Raw genomic sequence first — 25,854 nt, forward strand, 5'->3', positions numbered from 1 at the left:
TTTTTCTAAAACAGAGGACTTTATGAATACTCGCAAATTACTATCGATCTGCAGCGTCATCGGCGTATTGACCCTTACACAGTTTTCTCCTGTTTACGCTAATACGGCTACGACTAATGCCACTGCGCAAACCACCCATCAGTCTCGCTTACTCCCCTTAGAGGGCGGCTCTAATTTTCGCGATTTAGGCGGCTACCAAACCACCGATCACAAAATCGTTCGCAGCGGCATGTTGTTTCGCTCTGGCGCGATGGCAAACTTAACAGCCAAAGACGAGGCTTATTTAAATCAACACAATTTTAAAACAGTGGTCGATCTACGCTCCCAGGAAGAGCTAGATTTATTCCCTAATCAGTGGGTTAAACATAATAGCGATATCAATTATGTAAATTACCAGTACAGTATTAAGGACATACAAAGTTCGCTCAAAAGTAAAGACGTACAAAACTACGGCGCGGGAAATTTCTATCTCTCTATTGCTGACCGACTACAGCCCCAATTAAAACTGTATTTTGCAGAACTCTTACATAAAAATACGCCGCTAGTGGTGAATTGCTCAGCAGGCCAAGATCGCACCGGCTTCGCATCAGCCATGCTACTTAGCGCACTCGGCGTACCCCGCGATGTGATTATTGAAGATTATTTATTATCAACCCAATACCGCAACCCAAAGAATGAAATGGGTAGCGTCGACCTTAAAAAAGCGGCTAAAACCAATGACTTCGCAAAAATGATGCTGCATTACACCGATAACGGCAAAGCCACCGACGCCAAACCCCTCATCACCCAAGATGGCACACCGTATATCAGCATTGCCTTCGCACAAATAGAAAAGCAATACGGCTCGGTAGAAAACTATCTTGAACGCGCTATTGGTGTAGATCAAAAAGATATCGCCAAATTAAGATCGCTGTACCTGCAATAGCCTCATATAAGCCGCGATAGCGTAGAGATATGCACTATCGCGGCGCACTAAGCACGGCACCTTCACCCCCGCTCCCATTAGCGCCCTTAACGCAAATAGAAAAAACTGACGGCCACATCGCCAACAGACCACTGAAATCGTCATTAACACCAATCAACTACCTCAACATCACGGTATTTCCCCTATTACATACTGTGCTACGCTTAGATACATTATAAAAAAAACACCAAACTCAAAGGTGCCACATGGAAGGCTTCAAGCTAACGATTCTTAGTTTGCTATTTTTAACCCCCACTTTGGCCACCGCAGAAAACGAACGTCCCAAAAGCGGCACCTTAGAGGAAGTCATTGTTACCGGCCTAAAGCGGCAAGACACCACAAAAATAAGCGAAGAATCCAGACAACTCTTTAGTATTGCCGGTGCGGCAGATGACCCCCTGCAGGCAATATATTCTTTACCTGGCGTCACTTTTTCCAGCGGTGGTGAACCCGTTATTCGCGGTTCTGGGGCAGAAGACAATATCTACTATATTGACTCGATTCCCGCCGAATATTTATTTCATGTATTTGGCAATTCTATTTTTAATAAAAACCTAATACAGCGCTTTGAACTTTATTCCGGCGCGTTTCCGAGCCGATATGGCAATGCTACCGGCGGCGTCATCGACGTTACGCTTCGTGATCCTCGGCATGAAGAATTCAGCACCACCATCAGCGGGAGCTTCCTGTTAACTGGAGTACTCGTGGAAGGCCAAGTCAGTGAGAATTCTGCCTTTTATGCCTCCTACCGTCGCAGCCTACTCGACCAGTTTGATACTGACTCCTTAACCGAAGATGAAGACGGCGTATCAATCACTGACTTTCCGGTGGCGCAGGACTACCAAGTAAAATATCGCTGGGATGTAAACCGTAAAAATAGCCTGTCTTTTATTGCCGCCGGTGCAGAAGACGATTTACAGGCAGAGGCAGACAGCAATAACGATTACGTCGCCCGCGACCCCGATCTCGCTGGCCCGCTGTCTTACGACCAAGGCTTTCACAGTCAATCTGTCGTTTGGTCATGGTCATCAGACAGCAGCATAAAAGAAGCCAATCTGATCGTTTCTCATATAAATGAATTTCTAAATTTAGATTACGGCAACGAACAAACCGTCAATACGCCGGCAGACCGTTATGTGATCCGCTTCGATTATGGCCAAGCCGTTTCCGACAAGCATCACCTTACCTTTGGTGTGAATACCAGCACCTCGAAATACGATTTTGAAATCGCAGCTAAAATCCCAACCTGCTCAGATTTTGAAAGCGACTGTTCAACCGCCGACGCGGAATTTATTACTCTTAATGACGACGTGACCATTAAAACCAACGACGCCTATATAGAAGACGTAATCAGCCTAAACTCTCAGCACACCGTCACCGTCGCGGCGCATTACACCAGCTATGACTATTTAGGAAAATCTCAATTTGAGCCGCGCCTAAGATGGGAATATCAAGCAAACGACGATTTAAAAAGCTACGCGGCTTTCGGTATGCATTCGCAATCACCAGAATTAGCAGAGATTATAGACGGCGTTGGCAACGCCAATCTCGATGTCGAAAAAGCCAAACACCTCGTACTTGGCGTTGAGAAATTTCTATCTGTTGACTGGCTTTTCCGCGCTGAGCTGTATTACAAACAGCTCAGCGACGTCGTCATTAATATTCAGCCTAGCGACCCAGACTTTGCCGAGCGCTATTCAAATGACGCAGAAGGCAATGCCTACGGCATCGAATTTTTTCTTAAGAAAGAGCTAAGTGATAAATGGTATGGCTGGACCGCGCTGAGCTTTGGCAAAACCGAAAGAAAAGATTTACGCAGCGGCGACACCTCCCCCTTTGAATATGATAAGCCCGTAATTTTTAATATCGCCGTCAATTACCAATTCAACGACTTCTGGAACTTCGGCGCAACCTGGACCTATCAGTCCGGCGCGCTATACACGCCGGTAGTCGGGCTCGACAGCAGTAATCAAACAAGCCCCAACCTCCTTGAATTACTATTACAAAACCCCTCCGGTGGTTTACTTGGGGCCATTACCGACTTGCTTGATCAGGTCAATCTTATAGGAGTCGCAGACCCAATATATGGCCGCTTTAATTCTGAGCGCCTGCCGGATTACCATCGCCTAGATTTACGCGCGGAATATACCAAGCCATCGGAAAATGGCCGTTACTGGAAATTCTATATAGACGTGCTAAACGCCTACGACCAAGACAATATAGAAGGCTATGAATACAGCCCCACAGATCGCGACCCCCTTTCCTACACACCCGCAGGCTACGGAGAAAACATCCCCGTCGCCGCCGAACACGGGATTGGGATTTTCCCATCCCTCGGGTTTGAGGTTCGTTATTAGAGGATGGAATAGTACCCCTCTATATCCGCTACTTGTCTTATCTACCCAAACCTCAGGATCTGACACCCTGATCTTTTCACATCGCAGCGACGCCACCCAAAAATAGAGTAGACATAAAAAAAGCCGCCCATGACTAGGCCACGGGCGGCCATCTATCATAGCTGTGGCTTAGGCGATTATATCATTCTGATCGAAAGTAATCGCACCCGCACCCACCAAACCAATAAACCCAACTTCGACGGTATCGACCGTAGGACTATTATTGGTAAATGAATACGCGTCAAATGCGAATAGCAAGTCGCTCCCCGCGTTATCGATAGTAAATACATTACTATTAACGCCGCTGCCAAAATTACCCTTAATAGCGGCGTAGCCGTTATCTACAAGTCCAAAGTCGACTGCATTAACGTTAAATTGGCCGTTGTTATCAATCAAATCCGCTCGCGAAACATCTAAATCAATAAAATCCAGGGCATCCTTAAAGCCTATAATTTTATCTACCCCATTTCCGAAAACTATTTCATTCCCATTAACAGAGGTATTCAAAACACCGTCAGTACGATTATGCACAAAAACAACCGGAGCTGGGTTAACTGCACTAGTAAAAGTGTCTGCACCGCTACCGCCATCTACTGACACTAACTCAATGTTATTAAAATTCAAATTTGAAAGGTCGACAGTGTCCGCACCACTACCACCATTGATTACCACCTTCTCACCGCCGTTAATACCAGTACCACTAATAGCCGTGCTCAAACCCGTGAGTTGAGATGAGTTAAAGGTGGCCGTTTGGCCCTCTGCGATATTAACGCTATCTAGCAACGTTAATGCGGCACCGCCGTTTAACTGGCTCAAATTAGTAGAGCTATCAACTCGCAGCGTTTCAATTCCCGCACTATTAAAATTAATGACCTCACCAGCAACAACATCGCCCGCGTTGTAAACATAGGTATTATTGCCCGCGCCGCCGGTCAGCGTATCCACACCCGCACCACCATTAATGATGTCATTACTAGCAGTACCGATGATGGTGTCATTCCCACCCCGACCAGAGATAGTAACGATGGCCGCCCCAACATCCACTTGTTGCAGATTAATAAGGTCATTTAGGTTGTTTTTACCGAAAAACGTTATCGCACTAAAGTCGGTAAAGGTAACCTTTTGAGTAGATACCGCTAGGGCATTCACCACAAGCGTATCATTAAGCGCACCAGCTACAATTTCATCAGCACCATTCGCGCTATTTAAGGACTCAAGTACGTTATTACCAGCAGCGAGGGTCAACGTGTCACCAACACCATCACCAAAATCAATACTGACGCTTTCGCCAGCAGCACCGGTAAATCTTTCTTTGAGTACGACGACGTCATCACCTAAACCGCCAGTAATACTTATCTTATTTCGCCCTGCGCCAACCGTTATATCATTTTTCAGCTGAGTCGAACCTTTTACCGTTGCACTGCCATTTCCAGGTGAGTAAGCGCCGATCTCGACTTCAAGGCCAACACCACCGGTAGTGGCAACAACCGCGCCCTCAGCTCTGACAGTTACACTGTTCGAGAATGCACCAATACCAGATTGCGCTCCAGTAGCAGGCGTAAATGTTAAATCCAACCCACCGAGGTTATTCGTCGCAACAATATTACTCACTTTATCGAGGTTCGAATCCCCGAGGCCATTTATAACCGTGCTGCCTGAAATGCTTAAGGTGCTTACGCTTTGAGCAAGCAATCCCAAATTATTTATTTGCGTATCTACAGCCCCAGTAATATCAATACTGGTGGCGCTAGTGGTTTCTAAATTTGTGCCGTCTATTGTGCTGCCAGCACCCATAACTATAGATGCAGTTTTAGCAACGTTAGCTGTCACATCGCCGCTATAAGTAGTGTCATCGCCAACATTCAAGGTAATACTCGGCGCCGCTACTGCGGTGATATTATCCGCAAAGCTGCCGGAGCTATTATTATTTTCACTCTGAGTAGATATAGTAAGCGCGCCAGAATCTTGAACAGTAAAGTTGTCATTCCCTTGGTAAGTTTCGCCACTTTGTTCTAAAAAAGCGAGCTCTAATGGCCTGCTGCCAAAATCGCGAATCGTAGTTTCCGTAGCAGTAGCAGCAGCAGCAGCAGCATCATTATCAATACCGCCATCATTGCTAACTTGTATTTTCTGCAAGCCAACTGCCTTGCTGCCTGACAACACAAAATTAGTAACGGTATCTTCCAGCTGAAGATCCAAGGTTTCAACGCCGGTCATATTTGGCGTCAAGGTGACAGTGGTAGACGTGCCAGAAAGGTCATCAATACCCACCAGCTTTAAAATATCGTCGCCTGCACCGCCATTAATAACCGTGCTAGAGCGGACATTATTACCCGCCACAATTATGTCATCGCCTAAGCCTGTAGAAATAGAGCTCATCGCGACAGCAGAGAATAGCGACAAACTCAAGTCACCTAGGGCTGCAGAGCCATTAACAGCACTGAGCTTAGAAAACGCAGCTAATGGATCAGGCGTACCAAGAGACCCTCCATTAAAGAATAGGGTATCTAAATCGCCCGCCCCCCCTAAGGTCAATTTCTGTATACCAGAAATGCCTTGGAGATCGATGTAGTTTTCGCCACTGCGAGCAACTACCGTCAAATTTTCTATACCTGCCGCAAAAACCGCCACTCCATCATCAGGCCCTTGTGCAGCACTACGGCGACCTACGTCGTTTAGAATTAGGGTAAGCGAGTTATTTTCACCCGAATTAGCAGCCGCATTAAAGTTCAGGTTGTAAACTAAACTTGGTGAGCTAGGAGTAGGGTTTGTAGCTAAACCATCAGCATCACTTAACTCAAATACTAAGTTAGTATCAGCCAATTGATTAAAATTGAAATCCTGATCATTCGCGTTTAACTGCAAATACGTCAAACCACTAACATTTGACGCATTAAAAGCCCGAGCGCCACCCGAAGTATTATTAATCGTGAGAATTTCGACGCCTTGCATATTACCGCCACCGCCAACTCCCCCAAAGCCGTCGAAATTAGCTCGCATATCGACCACTAAACGATCTACACCGCCACTACCTCCATTAATAGAATCACCAGGATTCAACGTGGTATCTGTGGGTGTTAAAAACGGAATCGCCGCCGCAGCATCAACAATACCAATGTAAGTATCAGCGGCAGCGGTGCCTTCTCGAGTATCTACAAACGTCGTTAAATTACTACTCTCAACGCCCGCTGGGTCTACACTTACCGTGTATTTATGTACAGTTTCGCCGCCAATACCATCTGACACAACCACGTCAAAGCTGTCGTTGCCGCTAAATCCAGGGTTCGGGTAATACACAAATTTTCCGGGCGTGCTCGTTGGCACAATCACACCATTATCAGCGCTACCCGCAGCATAAGTTGAACTGCCGCTATCAGCGACTGTAAAACTCACAGGCGCATTGTGGTTTGTAGTAAGGTTTTCAGTGTCAGTATTAATGGCAATCTGCACTTTCTGGCTAACACTCCCTCCATTCCCGTCATCAACTTGTACGGTAAATGTGTCACTGCCGACAAAATCTTCATTAGTAGGAGTGTAAGTAAAGGTGCCATCGTCATTATTCACTACGACACCTTTGCTTGGTGCGGTAGTCACAGTGTAGGTTAAGTCATCATCATCTACGTCGGTAGCCTCTACGGTAATATCAATGGCTTTACCGTCCGCTGACTGCACACTTTGAGTAGCCGCCACCTCTGGCGCATCATTGACGGGAGTANCCGTTAAATTCACCGTCTGGGTGCTCGTATTTTCACCGTCACTCACCGCAACAACAAAACTGTCGCTACCGTTGAAATCTTTTGCCGGTGTATACGTAAACACTCCGGGCTCATCAGTTAGCACTACTACGCCGTTACCAGCCTGTGTACTGATTGAGTAAGTAAGTTCGTCGTTATTAGGGTCTGTTGCCGTCACCGTTACCGTTACGGACTCATCTTCTGCGCTTGTCACTGCTTGAGTTGCAGCCAGCTCGGGCGGCAAATTATCACCTAAATTCACCGTGACTTTCTGAGTTATTGTTCCACCTTTGCCGTCACTGATTGTGACAACAAATGAATCACTACCTGTGGCGTCAGCATCATCTGCGGTATATACAAATTTACCGGGAGTATTTGCAACCGCCACTACCGCACCCTTGCTCGGTAAAGAGGAGATGGTATAAGTTAATGCATCCCCATCTACATCACTTGCACTAACCACGACTTCGAGTGGGTCGCCATTTGGTGCGTTAACAGTTTGCGAGTTCGCGGCAACAGGGGCGTCGTTTACAGGGCTAACATTAACGGTAACCGTCTTGCTGGTTGTCCCACCTTTACCGTCGGTTACAGAAACTGTAAAGGAATCTTGACCATTGAAATTTAAAGCAGGCGTATAAGTGAATTGCGTTGGATTGTTTGCTACTGGGGTTAGAACACCATTATTTTGCGTAGTAATACTGTAGCTTAGGCTGTCACCATCAGCGTCAGTGGCATTAACAGTGTAAACAATCGCAGTGTCTTCGGCGGTAGAAATCTGGCTTAAACCACTAATAACTGGGGCGGTATTGTTACCACCATTGTTGCCCCCACCGCCATTATCCCCACCGCCGCTATTATTGCTGCTACTAGAGCTACTATCACCACTTAATGCAGCACCAACAGCCACAAGACCTACAAGACCAAGACCAACAGTCGCTGGGCCAGAAAGACCGGAACTGGCACCGTATGCACTCGAGCCATAGCCACTGGAGCTATACCCACCAGACTGATAATTGCGATCCGCCGCCTCAAAGCCAACATTTTGAAGGCTCACTGCGGAATCTGTCATTAATGTATCGTCTTGAGGAAGCAAATCAGACGTTGATAATTCGGCTAATTGAATACCTTTGGCGTCAATCTCGACGCTTTGGACCTCGTCTAATTCCTTTTTCTCAGCATCCAGTGGTACTGGCTGCTCAAAAGTCTCAACCAGAGGACTCTGCTCAGGTGACAGCAGAGGATTATCAGACTCAACTTCTTGATTTACCGAAGCTGTTGCCGCCAAGTTTTGCTTATTCATAATCTGAAATCTCCAAGTTCCTGCAGGTGGGCTTCTGCCAACATCCGTATGTAATAATTATTTACAAGACAGTTAGTTTACTTATATACAAGGAATTTGGAAGTCTTGGCGCGCTAGTAAATAGGTAATTACACCTATCTAGGCACTCCAAATGCAAAAAAGACGGAAACAGCACACATTCATAGCACTAACAATGTGTTAAGCACCATAAACGCCCAAACCCATCATCAGACGAGTCAAAATCCGTAGAGAAGACCTAGACCTACTTACTTGGCGGCAAAAATAGCCTCAGCCTTTACCCAGGCAGGCCTTGCTCGCAAACGATTTAAGTAAGCCTGAATAGCTGGATAAGGCACAAAGGCCTCTCCCTTCACATCGCCTGCCTGAATGAATAAGGGAGATTCCAACATCATCAACGGAAACGCCACCATAATGTCTGCGCCGGAAAATTCACCGGCAATATAATCGCGCTCGGCAAGAATAGTATTCATATACGTAAACACGGTTTTAAACTCACCGTCGCAAAAACCTTTTAAACCCGGTGCGTCGGTCGCGGTCATCACACTAAGCATATTGATAAAAATCGGCGTCATTAGCGTGGATTCAGCGGCGTGTATCCAATGCAAATAATCGACATATTCCTCACTATCAGTCGGCGGCCTTAAACGCCCCTCGCCATATACATTCAAAATATACTCAACAATAGCGCCAGACTCTGGAATCGTCCGGCCCTTGTCTTCAATCACCGGCGCTTTCCCCATGGGGCTTACATCCCATAATGACTGCGGCGAACGAAACGTGTCCGGATTGCGAGTATGAGTCACTAACTCGTATTGCAAACCTAACTCTTCAGCCAACCAAATGCTGCGATCTGAACGTGACATACCGAGATGATGAATTTTAAGCATAAGATGCTCCAATTTTTTTAATTATTAGCCACTATAACTGAGTGCGCTGCTTAGGCCCTATTTACGTGGTCAATCTTTTATTAGATTAAACCCTTCGCTAATCACTGCTGATGCCAAAACGGCATGCCCAATGTCGGCGTCGATGGGGACGCGGTTTGGCGCTCCGGCATAGCACCAGCTAAAGCAGCTTGACGGCCGGCGTTCACCGCATCGCGGAATGCCCCCGCCATCATCACCGGATTACCCGCCTGAGCGATGGCGGTATTCAATAAAATACCGTCGTAACCCAGCTCCAAAGCCTGCACCGCGTGCGACGGCTTACCTATACCGGCATCGACGATTAAGGGCAGCTCCGGAATCCGCTCACGAATAGTTTGCAAATTATAAGGGTTCATCAAACCCCGCCCAGTGCCAATTGGCGAGCCCCAGGGCATTAACACCTGGCAGCCAACATCGCGCAAACGCTGGCACAACACTAAATCGTCGGTACAATAGGGAAAGACTTTGAAGCCAAGCTTTACCAACTTCTCCGCAGCCTCAACCGTGCCAAATGGATCGGGCTGAAGATTGTAATCATCACCAACCACCTCCAACTTCAACCAATCGGTTTCAAACAGCTCTCGCGACATTTGCCCAAGCGTGACAGCTTCTTTCACACTATGGCAACCCGCAGTATTGGGCAGCAGTGTTTTATTCATCTCTTTTAACTGCCGCCAAAAACTTTCGCCGCCACCCTGCTCAGGCGACTGCCGACGCAAAGACACCGTGACAATCTCGGCACCAGACGCCGTAATCGCTTCGCGCATAATTGCCGGCGACGGATACAGCGCACTGCCGATCAATAAGCGGCTTTGGAAGGTTTGGCCGTAGAGGGTCCATTTGTCTGATTCAGATGTTGTCATTTTATCGCTCAGTAATAGTTTAGTCGGACGTCAGGCGTCGGACGTACAGGCACGCGTATCGCCAGACATCAGACACCCGACGTCAGACTAAAAAGCCCTCACCCACCTTGCACGGGCGCTAACACATCCACTTTATCGCCATCTTCCAAGCAATAATGTTCATACTGCGAACGCGGAACAAAATCCTCGTTAACGGCAATTGCCACCTTCTCGGCGTCAAAGCCCCAGACCGTTAATAACCGGGCTAGGGGCTGATCTGAAGCGCAGTCTTTGCTTTCATTATTGACACTAACGGTAATTATTAATCCGGTCATGTTTGTACTCTGCATCAATGGTCGGACGTCGGAAGACAGACGCCTGACGTAAAATCATTCCTAACGTCCGACATCAGACTTCCGACATCGGGCGTATCGTATCCCCTAATTTTTTGCTGAACGCTTGATGGGAGACGGTAAGCGCAGAACCGCAGATGCCTGCTGTCTTTGCCTCTCCCGTCTCCCGTCAAGCATCTTGCAGCCCTACGCCCGACTCTCCCATCATCGCCAAGGCGGACTCGACTACATGAGGGCTTAATAAATAACCGTGCCGGTAGAGTCCATTCACCACTAACAAACCCTCCTCGCAGTGAATTATCGGTAGGTTATCGGGCATCGCGGGGCGGCAGTGGGCGTAGGCGTGTAGCAATGTCGCTTCGGCGAAGCCGCTGTGTACGCTGTACAGGGCTGACATTAATTCTAGGCTTGAGCGCACCGTCACAGGTTTCATTGATTCGCTTTCAATCTCGGTTGCGCCAATCACATAGCGATTTCCTGAGCGCGGCGAAATATATAATTTATAGCGTGGATGCATGAGCCGCACCGGCCGCCTTAAATTCACTTCTGGCGCGTGTACCCATAACACTTCACCGCGAACACCGCGCAAATTTGCTAACTGATTTTTAGCGCCCATGCCGCGACTGTCGATAGCCCAATCAAATTCATAGGCCTGATTTTCTAAAACTATTTTCCCTGCCTCTACGCACTGAACATTGCTGTATTCATGCCACACGCCACCGAGCTGGGTAATCGCCGTTTCTAATGTAGCCAGTAACGCACCGTTATCGAGATACCCCTCCTCCGCCAAAAACAAACCACCGCGATAACGTTCCGCCAGCTCAGGTTCCAACTCGGCTAAACGCCGCTGATCAATACGCTCAATATTGTGTTCGCAATCCGCCACCTTGCTGCGTAACTGTTGCTCAAAATGATTTAAGCTAGATTTATCCAATTCATGCGCCACCACCACACTACCCTCGGCGGCAAAATCAATATGCTCGCCAGTCAGCGCCTTTAGCGCTGCCAACTCCTGCGGCCACCAGCTTAAAGCCATGCGCCCCCAATCAAACACACAACGCTCGGCGCTAACCACTTCGCTGTATGGTGCCAGCATAGACGCCGCTACCTTAGCCGCGCTGCACTCCCCCGCGCGGCTGCCGCGATCAAATAAACTAACGCGGTGACCTTGGTGCAATAGCTTCCACGCCAGAAGACGACCGAGAAGACCTGCGCCGGCGATACCAATGCTTTGAGTGTCGGACGTCGGACGTCCGACGCCGAATGTAAGATCTGCGCCTACTGCCATATTTTTACACTGACCCCAATTATTATTTGCGTCAGACCTCAGACGCCTGACGTCTGACTAGAAAGATATATCTCACTACCCAGCTCTTTAAACTCTGCGGATTTTTTCTGCATTTCCGCTTCAAGTTCGTCGGACTCGAGTTTGGCGGCGTAGTCGCGGACGTCTTGGGTGATTTTCATTGAGCAGAATTTGGGGCCGCACATGGAGCAAAAATGCGCGACTTTGGCGGATTCCTTCGGCAGGGTTTCGTCGTGGTAGGCGCGGGCGGTGTCAGGGTCTAAGCCGAGGTTAAACTGATCTTCCCAGCGGAATTCAAAGCGGGCTTTGCTTAGGGCGTTGTCTCGCAGTTGTGAGCCGGGGTGGCCTTTTGCTAAATCTGCGGCGTGGGCGGCAATTTTGTAGGTGATGATGCCAGTTTTTACATCGTCTTTATTCGGCAAGCCCAAGTGCTCTTTTGGGGTAACGTAGCAGAGCATGGCGCAGCCATACCAGCCGATTTGCGCGGCGCCGATGCCAGAGGTGATGTGGTCATAGCCAGGCGCGATGTCGGTCGTTAATGGCCCAAGGGTATAAAACGGTGCTTCGTCACAGTGCTTGAGCTGTTCCGTCATGTTTTCTTGAATCATTTGCATGGGCACATGACCGGGGCCTTCAATCATCACTTGTACATCGTGCTTCCACGCCCGTTTTGTCAGTTCACCCAAGGTTCGCAATTCACCAAATTGCGCCTCATCGTTGGCGTCAGCCACCGAGCCTGGACGCAGCCCATCGCCTAGCGAGAAGGACACGTCGTAGGCTTTCATGATTTCGCAAATGTCGTCAAAGTGGGTGTATAGGAAGTTTTCTTTGTGATGCGACAAACACCACTTGGCCATAATTGAGCCACCACGCGACACAATCCCCGTCACGCGTTTTGCGGTCAGCGGTACATAGCGCAGTAGCACGCCGGCGTGGATTGTAAAATAATCAACGCCCTGTTCAGCTTGCTCAATTAAAGTGTCACGGAAAATTTCCCAGCTTAAATCTTCGGCAACGCCATCGACTTTTTCTAGAGCTTGGTAGATGGGTACGGTGCCAACAGGCACCGGCGAATTGCGCACAATCCATTCGCGGGTTTCATGAATGTTTTTGCCGGTGGACAGGTCCATCATCGTGTCTGCACCCCAGCGAATTCCCCAGGTCAGTTTGGCGACCTCTTCTTCAATAGAAGAGCCAAGCGCTGAGTTACCGATATTGCCATTTACCTTCACCAGAAAATTACGGCCAATAATCATTGGCTCTAATTCTGGGTGATTAATATTGGCGGGAATAATTGCGCGGCCTCGAGCCACTTCATCACGCACAAATTCAGGGGTAATTTGCTTTGGAATACTCGCACCAAAATCATTGCCGGGGTGTTGGAAGCCCAGCTCGCCAAAAGCTTCCCCCGCCTCTTTAGCCGCTGCCAAAGCCATGTTCTCGCGGATCGCAATATATTCCATTTCTGGGGTAATAATACCTTTGCGGGCGTAATGCATTTGGCTAACATTTTTACCTGCAATGGCGCGGCGAGGCTTGCGCTTTAAGTCAAAGCGCAATTGTTGCAAGCGTAAATCAGCGGCGCGTTGGCGGCTGTATTCAGAGCTATCGCCGGCCAGTAGCTCAGTGTCTTCGCGGTCAATAATCCACTGTTCGCGTATTGCCGGCAGGCCTTTGCGAATATCAATATTTGCCTTGGGGTCGGTGTAGGCACCAGAGGTGTCGTAAACCCGCACCGGTGGATTCGGCTCCAAACGGGTAGCGCCGTCACTAGTCTGTACCGGCGTTGGGGTGAGTTTAATTTCACGCATCGGCACTTGTATATCGGCGCGACTGCCCTGCACATAAATTTTAGATGAACCCGGCAGTGGCTCAACAGATGCGGCATCAACTTGGGCGGTGTCACGCAGTAATGGATAGTCAGACGAACTCATGCTCTTTCCCCTTTTTGCGCCAAAACGCAGGCAGCGTTAGACGATAGCGTTGAAATAAGGCCAGAGGAGATGAACGAGATCGGCTCTCAATTTACAAAAACGCAGGAGAGCTCCCGCTGAGAAGATCTTGTTTCCTACGCTGGCATTATCCAGATCAGGTAATACGGGATTCGAAAACGATCTCAGCCACATTGCACAATTATTTGCGCGGGCACCCCGACAAGAGCAGTTAGTGTACGGTTAACAATATCGCTAAGCAAGAAGGGAAATGAAGACGACTAACTCTTGCTGCCGTACCTCCAATAAAAAAGGCGCCTCTAATACAAAGAAGCGCCTTCCTACTACCACCTTCGCTCGGTGGTACTAAAATGCTTACTGATTAACTTTTGGTAGCGCTTCAGCAAGGGCACGTGCGTATGCGTTACGAGCAGTTTGCAGTACTGCCAAGTCTTGTTGTGCAGAGGCGATTTTTTGGTCTGCTACGCGAATATTCATTAATTGGCTTTTTGCTTCGTTGGTTAGTGAAGCTAAGTCGTATTCTTTACCGTCGATGGTGATTTTTTGAGCGTCAGTCATTGAACTACTGTCCTTGCATGAAGAATTGAATTTTGTTGCTTATGCAAAACCATCAATCGCCGCTTATACGCGGTTTTAGGCTTAAACATATTAGCGATTAAACAGATTAGAAGACGCTACCATACTATGCCGCGCCCAATAAAAGCAGTGCGTAATTTAACAGCTTTTAGGCCATGCCTCAATGTGCATGGCTACAGGCTTTGGAAGGCGTAATGGCTATTAGGTCTGGCCGGTCATTTGGGCGTATAGGGTGTTACGGTATTCCCGAATTCTTTGTTGGGTTGCCAAAGCGTCGGCAGCATCTTCTGCTTCGCGCTGACTTCTAAGCTCGATGGCTTGTAGCTGGCCGACGGCACCGCTGCGTATATTTGCCTCTACGGTGTCACTGCGTAGTTCTGTGCGACGCCACAGCGCAACACGCTGCTCGTCTGCGTACTGGCTAACCGCTCGACCCAAATCGCTAGGAGTTTTAATTTGCATGCGGCCATCTGGATCGGTGCTTGCTCCGAGTTGCATTTGGGCTTTGCCATAGCTGATCCTTAGGTCAGCTGCTGCGTAATGGAATTCCTTATCGGTTGCCGCCAGCATCTCTAATTTTGCGTTCAAGGAATTAGAGAGAGGAGGCTCTTGCTCCAAGGCGTCTATTGTCGACAGTCGCTGCTGGTTCAATAGCTGTAATTTTTCACTATAGACGTTGGCCAGCTCTACACCAGAAGAAGTATTGTTACCTCCCTGAGGGTTCAGGGCTTGGAGTTTTTCTGCAAAAAAATCAGCAAAAGGATTAGTCGCCTCCTTTGTTTGCGAGCGGGCCACAGAAATGGGCGTGGATGCGGAGCTTTCGTAGTTGACTATCATTTCGAACCTATCAATTTATCTGTTGTTTACGAGGCGCATTTGCTAAAAACCTAACTAAACAGCTTCTTAGTTACTCAATAGGAAGCAAATCTTGTGCCTTCAGCCCACACTAAAAATTCAAAATAAAAATCAATCACTTATAAACTTACAAGTAAACAACCCACTGAGTTTGCTTCGGTAATCCGGCAAGGGTTTGCCGCTAAATAGGCAAAAAAAAACCCAGCCGAAGCTGGGTTGTATTCTTAAGGGCTGCCTAAGCAACCCTATTTGAAAAAGACTTATTAGCCGATTTCAACAAGACCTGCAGTACCTGCACCAAGTGCCTCAACACCGTTGTACAAACCTACCAGCTCAACAACTGTATCTGCAGCACCATCTTGGAAGACAAAAGTACTGTCTTCAGCGCCAAGACCGTTCCCATTTGCATCGTATTGGAAGGCAACGGTCTCATTAGTGCTATTCAAGTTAGCAGCTAAGTAAGACAAGGCGTCAGTCAAGCTAATTTGACCCGCACCTGTACCAACAACTACAGCAGAGAACGCATTAGTATCATTCGTATCGAAAGTTACTAGTCCGTTAACATCAATAGTATGAGACTGAACTGCGCCAGCATTAGTACCATTGACGTTAGCAGCAGCAGCACTAATCAGTGTAGATGACAGATCCAACACATCACCACCAAGAGTACCGGAGCCAGCAAGAGTACCTAACGCAGATGCGAAATCAGCATTAAAACCGACCACAACATCCCATGCAGAAGCGGTAGATTCACCATCAGCAATAATTACTGTATCAATTCTCTCGAATCCAGCAGCTTCAGCAGCAACATCTTGCATAACGTATTTATCAGCACCTGCACCACCAGTGAAGATATCGTTATCGATACTACCAACTGCCGCATCGTTGCCTGCGCCACCGTTGAATACCAAACCATCACCCGCCGCGGAGCCAGTCCAGATTACAACGTCGTTACCAGCGCCACCGTTGACAGTGATTACGCCAGCAGTAGCACCAGGTAAACTAGTACTATTTAGTGTAGTGCCAACACCATCCAAGATGAATAGGTTTGCGTTTGCATCACCAGTTAGAGTAGCTGGACCTGCACTTGCTGCAACAGTCGCCAAACTACCATCTAGTACCGCGCTGTTATCTAGAAGCGTTGCACCAGTCCAGCTTACAGTTAGATCAGAGCCATTACCAACTGCCAACATTTGATCTACAAAAGCACCACCAACACCATCGGTATCGATAAGTACTTGCGCAAAACCATTGTTGATAGAAACAGTGTTTGTCGCTAGCGTGGCGTCTATACCAGTTCCTAGGTTGTCAGTAACGGTGTTAAATCCAGAGCCAACATCAAAGATATCGTTACCATCTTTAGCCGTTAAGGTGTCATCACCCGCGCCTGAAGTAATAACGTTATCACCACGGTCACCCATTACAATATCCCAGCCAGAGCCAGTAGTAATGGTGTCATCTTGCGCAGTACCGGTAATTGTGTTCATACCATTGCCAGCTGTAATAACCACGTCTTTACCGGCAGAACCCAACGCAGAGAACACGTTATCACCAGCACCCAATGCTACTGTTGCATTATCGCCTAGCGAAATAACCTGTGCAGTAAGATCACCGCCCACATTTGTGCTGTCAAAGTTGCTTAAAGAATTGTTTAGAGGCGAACCAGATACAGTGCCCAATACAACATCATCAGCAGCAGCCACAGTCAATGAAGCCATGTTCTTAGCGAAGATATTATTGATAGTTGTTACAGCATTAGCCGCACCAGCTGTCACATCTTCATCAGTGATGTTGATGTCCATGCTAGTAACGCCGTGTGCAGTTAACTGACCCACGTTGTAGGCAGTTGCACCGTAAATGACATCATCAAGTGCTGAATTAATATTAACAGTCAAAGGACCGGCTGTATTATTGGCAAGGGTAACACCGTTAAAGTTCGCTACTGTAGGTTCGTCAGAAATAACAGTTTTGTACGCTGCATCACCAGCTGCAGTTGAGCCTATGCCACTCCATGTTGGATCAGCAGTAACTGCTGCAGCTTCGGCTAGAACGCGATTTGCTGCAGTGTTGTCATCATCTGTATCAAGATCAGCAGAGAAATTCAACACACTCAACGAGGTATCATTTAAGGTAATGATATCTGTAGTGGCCACACCTGGAACACCAAGACCAAACGGCTCTGCAGTCACTGGTGAATTATCTACGCTACCATCAGCCGCGATATCTGCCAAGATCACTAGATTATCAACATCAGCATTCGCCATACCAAGTGTTACGTTCTGGTTAGCAATAATGTGCAGGTTTTCGATATTAGTTAATGCTAGGTTACCGTCTTGGCTAAATGCAGCACGAACTGTGTCATTACCGCCAGCGTCGCTAATGCTATCTGCTGCAGTAAACTGATCAATTGCATTAAAGGTCAACAGGTCGTCGCCAGTACCCAAACGGATGTCTTGATTAGCCGTACCTACAGACAAGCGCAAATCACTTGCTTGAGCAGACGCGTCAATTACTGAACTGATCAAATTGCCCGCAACTGTGAACTCATCACCAGCTTCACCGCCTGACAAGGTTAAGGTGCCAGTGTGCTCGCTAACTTTACCCAATGTCACGGTGTTAGTTTCAACGTCGTTATCAATGATAGTTACGTTTTCTACTTTGCCATCATTTTTGATGGTGTCGCCGTTAGCGTTATCGCCATCAATATTTAAGGTGAAGTTGAAAACATTGTTGCCGCGCGCGTCTGGGTTTGGAATGTTAAGGTCATCTTCAAGAGTAATCGCAACTGTGTCGCTAGCCCCTGAAGCATCCTTTAACAATACGTTAACTGTTGGGGCAGCAGCACCGGAAATACCGTGATTTAATTGTAAGCCGCCGCTTTCGGCCAAGGTCGCACCCAAGTCAAACAGGTTAAATACTGCTCCGGCACCTTGTTCGCCACGCATTAACACAGAAGTCAGAGAGCTATCAAAGGCATCAAAATCCACGGTTTGCGCGGCGCCAGCTTGCTGGCGAAGCTCAAGACCCTGAACATTGCTGATTGCAGCCGCCTCACCTTGTACATTTGCCGCAATATTGCTAGTGGTTACGATTTTGTTGCTACCAGCGCCACCATCAATTAAATCGCGAACAGTTGTTGTACCTGTAGTTGTTGCCGCAATAGCTGCAGTGGTGTAGAACGCATCGTCACCTGAACCACCCTTAACATCCGTGTGAACTCTCGCACCCGAATTTTGTGGATCGTTAAAGCCACCCACAGCGGTAGTGATATCAAGCATCGTATCACCGGTGAATGCAGATGCATCAAGGTTCAGCAGACCAACCGCACTAGGGTTACCAATTGCGCCACCAAGAATTGCGTTGAATTCAAAAGCACCCGCATTCGCCACTAAGTTAAGAACTTTTAAGTTATCACTACCAGTAATAACCAAAGACTCCATCTCGTTAATTGCAAATGCATTAAGGTCAACACCGTTAATTGCATTTAGGTTTACTGTTTCGAAACCTTCTGTCGCCGCACCAGAGCCACGAGCATTTTGAACAACTCCATTAGCCAAAACATCGTCAAGCTCTAATGCTAGCGTATCGTCACCGTCAAGTACGCCTTGCTTATATGTAAAGATAACGTTCGCATCGTCAGAGGCAGAGTTATGCACACGCAGATCACTTACAGGCGTACTGATATTGTCAACAGTAATCGGGGCACCAGCAGTACCGGCATCCTGAGTAATGCGCTCAATATTTACACGAGCAGTAGAATCTGAGTTACGTAGATCTAAAGTACGGGTAGTACCTGTCCAGTCGATGTTAATGTTTTGAATATTGTGCAATTCAGGAGTAACAACGCCTGTAGTACCTTCGTCAGCGTTGATATTACCCATGGTTGCATTCAGGGTGTTATCAGTTTTGCCAGCAGTACCAGTCAGAATGTCTTCGTCTTGCAGAGACAGGATGCGGTCAGAACCGTCTGGAGTGAAGACCATTGGTGCTATAAAAGTATCAGCAGTAGCGATATCAGTCCCTGCTGTTAGTTCAACTGTGCCTGGATCAGTACCTGGCGTTGGCTCGATAGTGATGTTTACCGTTTGGGTAGTTACGCCACCTTTGCCGTCAGAAATTTGAACGACAAATGAGTCAGCACCTGACAAGCCCGCAGTTGGGGTGTAGGTAAACTGGTTGGTGCCTGCGTTTTGCACTACGGTGCCTTGGCTTGGGTCGCTAACGATTGCGTATGACAATTCACCTGGGCTTTGCTCAGCATCACTTGCAATGATAGAAATAACTTTTGCACCGCTGTTTTGATCAACAGTTACTGCTTTAGTCGCGTCAGCAGTTGGAGCAGTATTCACTGGTGTTGGAGTAGATTTTGGACCGTCGCTGTCATCGTCGTCAGTTGCAACAACGATTGCGCCTGCAGTTAGTAATGCACCGCCAGCCCATACTAGTGGAGAAACACCACCGTCTGCGCTTGCAGCACCGCCGCCGATACCAGAGGTAGCTGCTGCAGTGTCTACTACCATTGCTGCTGCAGCGGCATCAGTTGATGCTACTTGTACAGCTTCGGCTTGAATTTGGCCTTCGCTGAGTTCCAGCTCCTCGTCAAGCTTCTTCTCATTGTCGAAGAGCTCTTCCGCAGGTGCTTGATTCAGGTCGGATTGTGGGGCAACAGCGGCTGCCAATTCGGCAGACAGTGTGTCGACAGCAGTCGTATCCACATCCACTGTAACGCGTTCTTGCATTTCTTGCTTTTTCATTTGTATCTCCTGGGTACGAGTACTATCCGACAACCGCCGGAATCGCTACATTAACTGACTTTATCAATCAGTATTCTTGTCAAGAACGGGCGGTAAAACCCGTTAATTAAGCACGCATTTAATCACGAAAAACGCGTAACTCAAGATCGGTATGCATATATACCGACTTGACATAATTTTTTCAGGCTAAAAGGTACGTCAGCGATGTCAACACGTCAATACCTCAAACACTGGGAACATCAATTTTATTTGGTATAAACAACATCTACAGGTGTTTGTTAAAGTTATTTGGCGATTATCGCCTTTTTTAACCTTATATAACACCTGTACTGACGCCCTTAGCTAAAACTTTTAACACTTAGAAAGACTATTCTAAAATATGCATGTTACCGCTCTGTTAAAGCCTCGGCGCTTCCTCTGCGCAGCGGTTTCATAATATATTGCGCTACTGTTTTATGCCCCGTGATGATTTCAGCTGTGGCTGTCATCCCCGGGATTACTTCTATTGCTTTCATGCTCGGCCTGTCTGGCAGTTCATTTATTTTTACCTGAGCACGGTAATACGGATCTTCGTTCTGACGCAAGTCTTCGTCAATGGTGTCTGCGCTGACGTATACGACTTCGCCAACTAGCGATCCGTAGATGCTTGAGTCGTAGGCGTCTAACTTTACGTTTGCGCGCAAACCTGGGCGTATAAAGGCAACGTCTTTGGAGTAAACACGCACTTCTACAAGTAGCGGCTCCCCTGATGGCACAATTTGCAAAAGCTCGTCACCGCCTTTTAGTACGGCGCCCATGGTTGTTATACCAATATTTGTTACTGTTCCTGCCATTGGCGCGGTAATTTGTGTTGCCGATAGCGCTTCTTGCTTCTGCTTAAGAACTTGCAATGTTTGTTCCAGCTCGGCCTCTGTGTTGGCGAGTTCTTTTTGTGCGTCGCGACGATACTCATTTTGCTTATTAGCCAAATTGCCGCGCAACTCCACTACTTGGCGACGAGAGCTTAGCACTTCTGACTGAGAGGCGTCGCCGGTTGATGCCAATTGTTGCAGAGCGTCTAGCTCTTCTTCTGCAAGGCGAAGTGATTTTTGTACGCTTTCACGCTCTTCTAGCTGCTGACGCAAACGACGACGATGTAGGTCACTTTGACGCTGCACTAACTGGCCTTCGCTTAGTACGTCGTCAGTAAACTTTAACGGCTTACCGTCTAGCTCTGCGATCAAGCGCGCGGCGTTAGCGCGTAGGTCTAACACTTTAGATTTAGTTTCTGCCACGCTTGCCGCGAAGCGTGCACGATCAAGCTCGGCAATAATGTCGCCGGCTTTGACTAGGTCACCCTCTTTTACGTATAGGGTCTCTAATACACCACCGTCTACGACCTGGACTATTTGTGAGCGGCTCGACACAATGACTTTGCCGCTAGCGCGCACTTGTTCGTCTAGTACAGCCCAATTAGCCCAGGCAACGCCTACCAGTATTGTAAGGCCTAGCACCCACATCATGCGACCTGCAAAGCCGACATTGACGGGTCTGCTGCGAGAAAACAGGTCTTCTTGGCCGATCATTGCACATTACCTACGTTTACTACTGACGGCGCGCTGGCCGGCTTTTCGACATTTTTTGCTTGAGCAGCCGCATCTGGCAACAGCTCTTTAACGATCTCGCCGTTGTGGATGATGAATCCGCGAGTCGCTAAATTAACCCATGATTGTTTATGGGTTGTGAATATTACCGTTGTGTCAGCCGGCAGCTCGTTAATGATGTCTATTACCTTTTGTTCTAGCACGGAGTCTAGACTGGCGGCTGGTTCGTCTAGTAGCCATATTTTTGGCTTTTGAAGTACTAGACGCGTTAAGCCAACGGCTTGACGCTGACCACCCGACATACCTGCACCGCCTTCTGCGATAGGGAGTTGCAAGCCCATTGGGTGACGCTGCACGGCTTCAATAAGGCCGGTTTTTTCTAGCGCAGCAACAATTTCTTCCTCGCTTGGCATGCTGATACCTAGCGTGAGATTGTCTAATAATGTGCCGGAAATGAGCCGCGGGTCTTGCGGCAGGTAGCCGATAACTTCACGCAGCCAGCTTAAACGACAGTTTTCATAATTCAAGCCCGCAATACGAACTTCGCCCTGATTTGGTGTGGCCACACCGGCTAATAGCTTTAGAAGAGTCGACTTACCACAGCCGTTACGACCCAATACCGCGACTTTACTGCCGGCGGCAATACGCAGCGACTCCGCACTAAATTGAGGCAGGTATGAGCCCGTATATGCATATTTGACCTCTTTTAGGTCAAGGTGCAGCGGCATGGAGTAGGTATTGGCTTCGCGGTTGGAATGAATGTCACTGGGCGCAGACAATAATTGATTAAGAATTTTTAATGAGTAGTTGGCGTGGTGCCAGCGCACCAGCAAACCGGAAATACCGGAGATACTTGCAAGGGTTCTACCGCCGAGGATTGAACACGCGATTAGACCACCTACGGTAAGGCCGCCGGCTTCAATTACGTAAACACCCACAATGATTAAAAATACGTAGGAGGCTTGCTGGAAGAAGCTGGTCATTATTTGCACTAGGGTTGAAACGTAGTTTAGCTCCTCCCCCCTGTCGCAGGTTTCACGCGTTGCGTTTAGCCATGCGTCGCCAAATTTGGCCTCGCCGCCCTGTGATTTTACGATTTCACCGCTTGATACAACTTCAAACAACATGCCCTGCCGACGTACCACGGCGTCGTTGTTTTCTTGTTGAATTCTGGCCAGCGGTTTGTAGGCGATAAAACCAATTAACGCGCTTAATACAGTAAACGCCAAAGGCACCAGCGCCACGGGGCCGGCTATTAGGTAAATAACCCCGATAAACATGAAGACGAAGGGCAGATCGACCAAGGCAAATAAGGTTGAGGAGGTAAAGAATTGTTTTACCGATTCGTAATCGCGCACCTGTGCGACCAGCGAGCCCTGCCGACTTGAGCGGCGATCTAATTTTAAGCCTAGCAGTCGTTCAAATATGAATAGCGATAGGGCTTCGTCTAAACGCTTGCTCACCGCGTCCATCATTTTGTGCCGCACGAGCTTAAATAGCACGTCGAATACATACATTACCAACATACCTACCGCCAAGAACCATAGGGTAGCGTAGGCAAAGTTGGGAACAACGCGGTCGTATACCTGCATGACGAACAGTGACGATACAACGGCGATGACATTGATGAAGATTGATACCAGTGCAACCCGCATCAAGAGGGGAGCGTGGGCTTTTAAGCCGACCCGTATTGCCTCTGAAGCCTGACCAACGGGCTCTTCTTTTAAGAAGCTCTCGGCGCTGGAGTCTGCCATTGGCGCGACGGGGATCATGACCTCTGGGTTTGCCGGCAGCCTGCTAGGCTCTGCACCAAACCACTGTATTTGAATTGGCTTGTCGCCCTCTGCCAGTTTGAGCACAACGCCCATGCTGTTTTCTATAATAATCCACGCTGGCAATTGGCTAGGCGAAAGTAGACCAACGGTGCTGGTGGCTACCGCATGACCTTTGTAGAGGGATTTCCACGCGGCGACCAATCTGTCGCGACTATTTGACGCGGTTACCTGCTGCCAAGCCTGCTCTGCTTCAAACTGCGACGCATGCAAACCGCGACGCCGAGCCATGTCCATGAGGGTTTTGCTAGCCACATGCAGGGAGATACTTTTGTCGTCATCGACAGTCTTGATCCCAGGGCGACCCGACTCTTCGAGCTGTTTTTTTGGCTCTTTTGTGTTTGCAGAATCTGAAACTTCACCTTTCATATCGGACCTATTGTTCTGCGAATGTCAATTCGGTTGAAGGCGCGCCGGCGTGTAGCCGTGCCCACAGCATTCCATGTAAAGCCAGACGGGTATTCGCCGACCAATAATTTCTTTTTATATTGGAGATTTCCAGTAGCGCCTCGTGCGCCTCGCGGTGCGCATTCAGCACTTCAAGCCAGGCCTTGCGACCCACTTTAAACTGCCTAAGGAAACTGTCTACCAATTTAACCGCCGCGCGCGCTGCTTCTACCTGTGCGTAGAATTGCTCCTGCGATGCATTGCGCTCTGAATATGCACTACTCACGATGTCGGTGACGTCTCGTTTTGAGTAAATCAAATCTTGCTCTGCCCCAGTCAAACGCTGAAGTATGGCTCTATAGCTGTTGTAGCCCCGCAAACCACTGTCCGTTGCGTACTGCAGTACCAGTTGCGTAGAGGAGTCTGGGGTGAAGTCACCGTCTGACTGATCAAGCTGGGCACTGTACTGCAAGCTTAATTGGGGGTAGATAGCAGATTTTGCAACCTTAACCTGCGCTTTTTGTATCGCAATTTCTGCGCTGGCAAGCTGTGGGTAAGGATGGAAGTTCACTGCGCGACTATCAAGTATACGAAACATTTCCTGATGGGACAGGCGATATTCTTCTTCTGGCCAATTTACATTGTGCACAGGTCGATGCAGCAATGACTCTAAATGCAAGCGGCTACGCAGCAGTATAGAGTGACTTGCCTGCAAACCCGCCCGCGCCTGACTAAGCCGCGTTTGCGCTGTTTGGATGTCTGATGGCGGCGATACACCGAGATCAGCTCGGCGGGTGATGGTGTCTAGGAGCGCTTCTAGGTTCTTTATATATCGCGCCCACAACTGCCCCTGTTCCTGAGCCAGCACAACATTCATATAAGCTTCGCTGGCGTCTAGGGCTAAATCTAGCCTGACCTTGTTGAGGTCTGCCAATGCGTAGTATTGACCCGCTTCGGCCTCGCTCACTTCTGCGCCAATTCGCCCACCCGACCATAGCGGCTGGATTACATTCAGGGTCGTGGCCGAGGCATCGTTACTGGCTTGGGTCGCGCTCAAAGATAAATAAGGGTAAAAACCAGTCCGCGCACCGGAAATTTCGTAACCTGTCGCTTCAACTTCTGACAAGGCGCGCTGAACATTGGGGTGCTCTTGCCAGACTCGCCCTAGCACATCGCCCAAACTTAGCAGGTGCTCGGTTTCTGCGGGCGCGTTTGAATAGAGCTGGACGCTCATTTCGAGTTCTTCGTTGGCCTCGATGGGGCCTAGGGAATAGGAGTTTGACAGCTCGCCGGTGTCGTCATCTTGCGCGCCGCCACCCATGGAGCGCACCATGACTTCGGAGTAAAGCACCGCCGGAGGTGGCGCGACGGCGTCCTCGCTTACATTTGATTCAACAGATGAGCAGGCAGTTAATAAAGTTGCTATTAACGCAATGATAAAAGGTGCCGTAACAGTCCAGCTTAAAGAAACTAAAGCTGCATTTTGTTTCTCTTTAAAGAGCATGCTACCAACTTTGAGGTTTGTATTACCAACACGGGAGGTGATGAAAGGATCATTCGCAAAAGCCAACGCTGAACGTCCACCTAGCCATGTGCTTTCCACTGCCAACAGGTTTGTGAGTTTAAACGTGTGCGATTTATGCCTTTCGACACGAGCACAGCTACGACATAAAAAAGTTTCGGGATACTAGCAGACCCATTTTAACAAAGCAATTAACGACTCTAGCATACTCGGGATTCTAGTAATTGCGCCTGATCACAGCACTTACACTACTTCCAGCAAGCTAGGGCAAGGGGCTAACTAGCAGCAACCTGAACTCACTTAACGCAGTTAATGAGTAGTGACTTTACGGTACAATGCATCCGGCGCCAAATCTGCATCGTTTGGCCAACACACTGCACCAAACGCATCTATCCGTACTAACGCGAAAAATGTAGGGTCTTTTAAAGGCTCAAACATTGGACCGAAAAGCCGGTCGGCAAGACATACTTCACCACATACACCGTCATCAAAGGTGAGCACGAGGGTATATGCTGGCCTAACCTCTACATTGGTAACTCTACGCACACGCC

15 protein-coding genes and 1 riboswitch are annotated in these 25,854 nt (G+C 48.3%); of the genes, 2 read left to right on the forward strand and 13 right to left on the reverse strand.

The window, feature by feature from the left end:
• The first annotated feature begins 22 nt into the window (after positions 1 to 22).
• Both GVJ32_RS03440 and GVJ32_RS03445 read left to right on the forward strand, forming a co-directional pair.
• Positions 23 to 925 (forward strand): tyrosine-protein phosphatase, encoded by a 903-nt coding sequence (locus GVJ32_RS03440; protein WP_159238666.1) that lies wholly within the window; start codon positions 23 to 25, stop codon positions 923 to 925.
• Positions 926 to 1,170: 245 nt separating this feature from the next.
• Positions 1,171 to 3,321 carry a TonB-dependent receptor plug domain-containing protein gene (locus GVJ32_RS03445; protein ID WP_159238667.1) on the forward strand — a complete coding sequence of 717 codons (2,151 nt, stop codon included), beginning with the start codon at positions 1,171 to 1,173 and terminating at the stop codon, positions 3,319 to 3,321.
• 168 nt (positions 3,322 to 3,489) lie between these two features.
• On the opposite strand, the gene GVJ32_RS03450 is transcribed toward GVJ32_RS03445, so the two are convergent.
• The 13 genes from GVJ32_RS03450 to GVJ32_RS03510 form a co-directional block, all read right to left on the reverse strand.
• Entirely contained in the window at positions 3,490 to 8,394 is a 4,905-nt protein-coding gene (locus GVJ32_RS03450; protein WP_159238668.1) for a tandem-95 repeat protein, read from the reverse strand.
• Between the two features lie 266 nt (positions 8,395 to 8,660).
• Positions 8,661 to 9,302, reverse strand: coding sequence for a glutathione S-transferase family protein (locus tag GVJ32_RS03455; protein WP_159238669.1), 642 nt, complete (start codon positions 9,300 to 9,302; stop codon positions 8,661 to 8,663).
• A 101-nt stretch (positions 9,303 to 9,403) separates the two neighbouring features.
• Positions 9,404 to 10,204 carry a thiazole synthase gene (locus GVJ32_RS03460; RefSeq protein WP_159238670.1) on the reverse strand — a complete coding sequence of 267 codons (801 nt, stop codon included), beginning with the start codon at positions 10,202 to 10,204 and terminating at the stop codon, positions 9,404 to 9,406.
• 98 nt (positions 10,205 to 10,302) lie between these two features.
• Positions 10,303 to 10,518, reverse strand: coding sequence for a sulfur carrier protein ThiS (gene thiS, locus GVJ32_RS03465; RefSeq protein ID WP_235035031.1), 216 nt, complete (start codon positions 10,516 to 10,518; stop codon positions 10,303 to 10,305).
• A gap of 187 nt (positions 10,519 to 10,705) precedes the next feature.
• On the reverse strand, positions 10,706 to 11,824 hold the full coding sequence (gene thiO, locus GVJ32_RS03470; protein ID WP_159238671.1) for a glycine oxidase ThiO: 1,119 nt from the start codon (positions 11,822 to 11,824) through the stop codon (positions 10,706 to 10,708).
• A gap of 38 nt (positions 11,825 to 11,862) precedes the next feature.
• Positions 11,863 to 13,776, reverse strand: a complete 1,914-nt coding sequence (thiC, locus tag GVJ32_RS03475; RefSeq protein ID WP_159238672.1) for a phosphomethylpyrimidine synthase ThiC — start codon at positions 13,774 to 13,776, stop codon at positions 11,863 to 11,865.
• 114 nt (positions 13,777 to 13,890) lie between these two features.
• Positions 13,891 to 14,005: riboswitch (TPP riboswitch) on the reverse strand.
• A gap of 143 nt (positions 14,006 to 14,148) precedes the next feature.
• Entirely contained in the window at positions 14,149 to 14,352 is a 204-nt protein-coding gene (locus GVJ32_RS03480) for a DUF6447 family protein (protein WP_159238673.1), read from the reverse strand.
• A 219-nt stretch (positions 14,353 to 14,571) separates the two neighbouring features.
• Positions 14,572 to 15,207 (reverse strand): hypothetical protein, encoded by a 636-nt coding sequence (locus tag GVJ32_RS03485; RefSeq protein ID WP_159238674.1) that lies wholly within the window; start codon positions 15,205 to 15,207, stop codon positions 14,572 to 14,574.
• A 281-nt stretch (positions 15,208 to 15,488) separates the two neighbouring features.
• Complete coding sequence (locus GVJ32_RS03490; protein ID WP_159238675.1) at positions 15,489 to 19,979, reverse strand: beta strand repeat-containing protein; 4,491 nt, start codon at positions 19,977 to 19,979, stop codon at positions 15,489 to 15,491.
• A gap of 386 nt (positions 19,980 to 20,365) precedes the next feature.
• On the reverse strand, positions 20,366 to 21,544 hold the full coding sequence (locus tag GVJ32_RS03495) for an HlyD family efflux transporter periplasmic adaptor subunit (RefSeq protein ID WP_159238676.1): 1,179 nt from the start codon (positions 21,542 to 21,544) through the stop codon (positions 20,366 to 20,368).
• Positions 21,541 to 23,763, reverse strand: a complete 2,223-nt coding sequence (locus GVJ32_RS03500; protein ID WP_159238677.1) for an ATP-binding cassette domain-containing protein — start codon at positions 23,761 to 23,763, stop codon at positions 21,541 to 21,543. Before GVJ32_RS03500 ends, GVJ32_RS03495 begins: the two co-directional genes overlap by 4 nt.
• 7 nt (positions 23,764 to 23,770) lie before the next feature.
• Positions 23,771 to 25,384 (reverse strand): TolC family protein, encoded by a 1,614-nt coding sequence (locus GVJ32_RS03505; protein ID WP_159238678.1) that lies wholly within the window; start codon positions 25,382 to 25,384, stop codon positions 23,771 to 23,773.
• Positions 25,385 to 25,612: 228 nt separating this feature from the next.
• The gene (locus tag GVJ32_RS03510; protein WP_159238679.1) at positions 25,613 to 25,849 is read right to left on the reverse strand and encodes a DUF2442 domain-containing protein; all 237 of its coding nucleotides are present in this window, start codon (positions 25,847 to 25,849) and stop codon (positions 25,613 to 25,615) included.
• Between the last annotated feature and the right edge of the window lie 5 nt (positions 25,850 to 25,854).

Origin of the sequence: Zhongshania aliphaticivorans, from assembly GCF_902705855.1 — a bacterium.
Taxonomy (GTDB): Bacteria; Pseudomonadota; Gammaproteobacteria; order Pseudomonadales; family Spongiibacteraceae; genus Spongiibacter; species Spongiibacter aliphaticivorans_B.

Coding starts and splice junctions, on each gene's coding strand:
- thiO (WP_159238671.1), bottom strand. CDS start 11,824: ATGGCAGTAGGCGCAGATCTTACATTCGGCGTCGGACGTCCGACGTCC.
- GVJ32_RS03455 (WP_159238669.1), bottom strand. CDS start 9,302: ATGCTTAAAATTCATCATCTCGGTATGTCACGTTCAGATCGCAGCATT.
- GVJ32_RS03485 (WP_159238674.1), bottom strand. CDS start 15,207: ATGATAGTCAACTACGAAAGCTCCGCATCCACGCCCATTTCTGTGGCC.
- thiC (WP_159238672.1), bottom strand. CDS start 13,776: ATGAGTTCGTCTGACTATCCATTACTGCGTGACACCGCCCAAGTTGAT.
- thiS (WP_235035031.1), bottom strand. CDS start 10,518: ATGACCGGATTAATAATTACCGTTAGTGTCAATAATGAAAGCAAAGAC.
- GVJ32_RS03490 (WP_159238675.1), bottom strand. CDS start 19,979: ATGAAAAAGCAAGAAATGCAAGAACGCGTTACAGTGGATGTGGATACG.
- GVJ32_RS03440 (WP_159238666.1), top strand. CDS start 23: ATGAATACTCGCAAATTACTATCGATCTGCAGCGTCATCGGCGTATTG.
- GVJ32_RS03445 (WP_159238667.1), top strand. CDS start 1,171: ATGGAAGGCTTCAAGCTAACGATTCTTAGTTTGCTATTTTTAACCCCC.
- GVJ32_RS03500 (WP_159238677.1), bottom strand. CDS start 23,763: ATGAAAGGTGAAGTTTCAGATTCTGCAAACACAAAAGAGCCAAAAAAA.
- GVJ32_RS03495 (WP_159238676.1), bottom strand. CDS start 21,544: ATGATCGGCCAAGAAGACCTGTTTTCTCGCAGCAGACCCGTCAATGTC.
- GVJ32_RS03460 (WP_159238670.1), bottom strand. CDS start 10,204: ATGACAACATCTGAATCAGACAAATGGACCCTCTACGGCCAAACCTTC.
- GVJ32_RS03480 (WP_159238673.1), bottom strand. CDS start 14,352: ATGACTGACGCTCAAAAAATCACCATCGACGGTAAAGAATACGACTTA.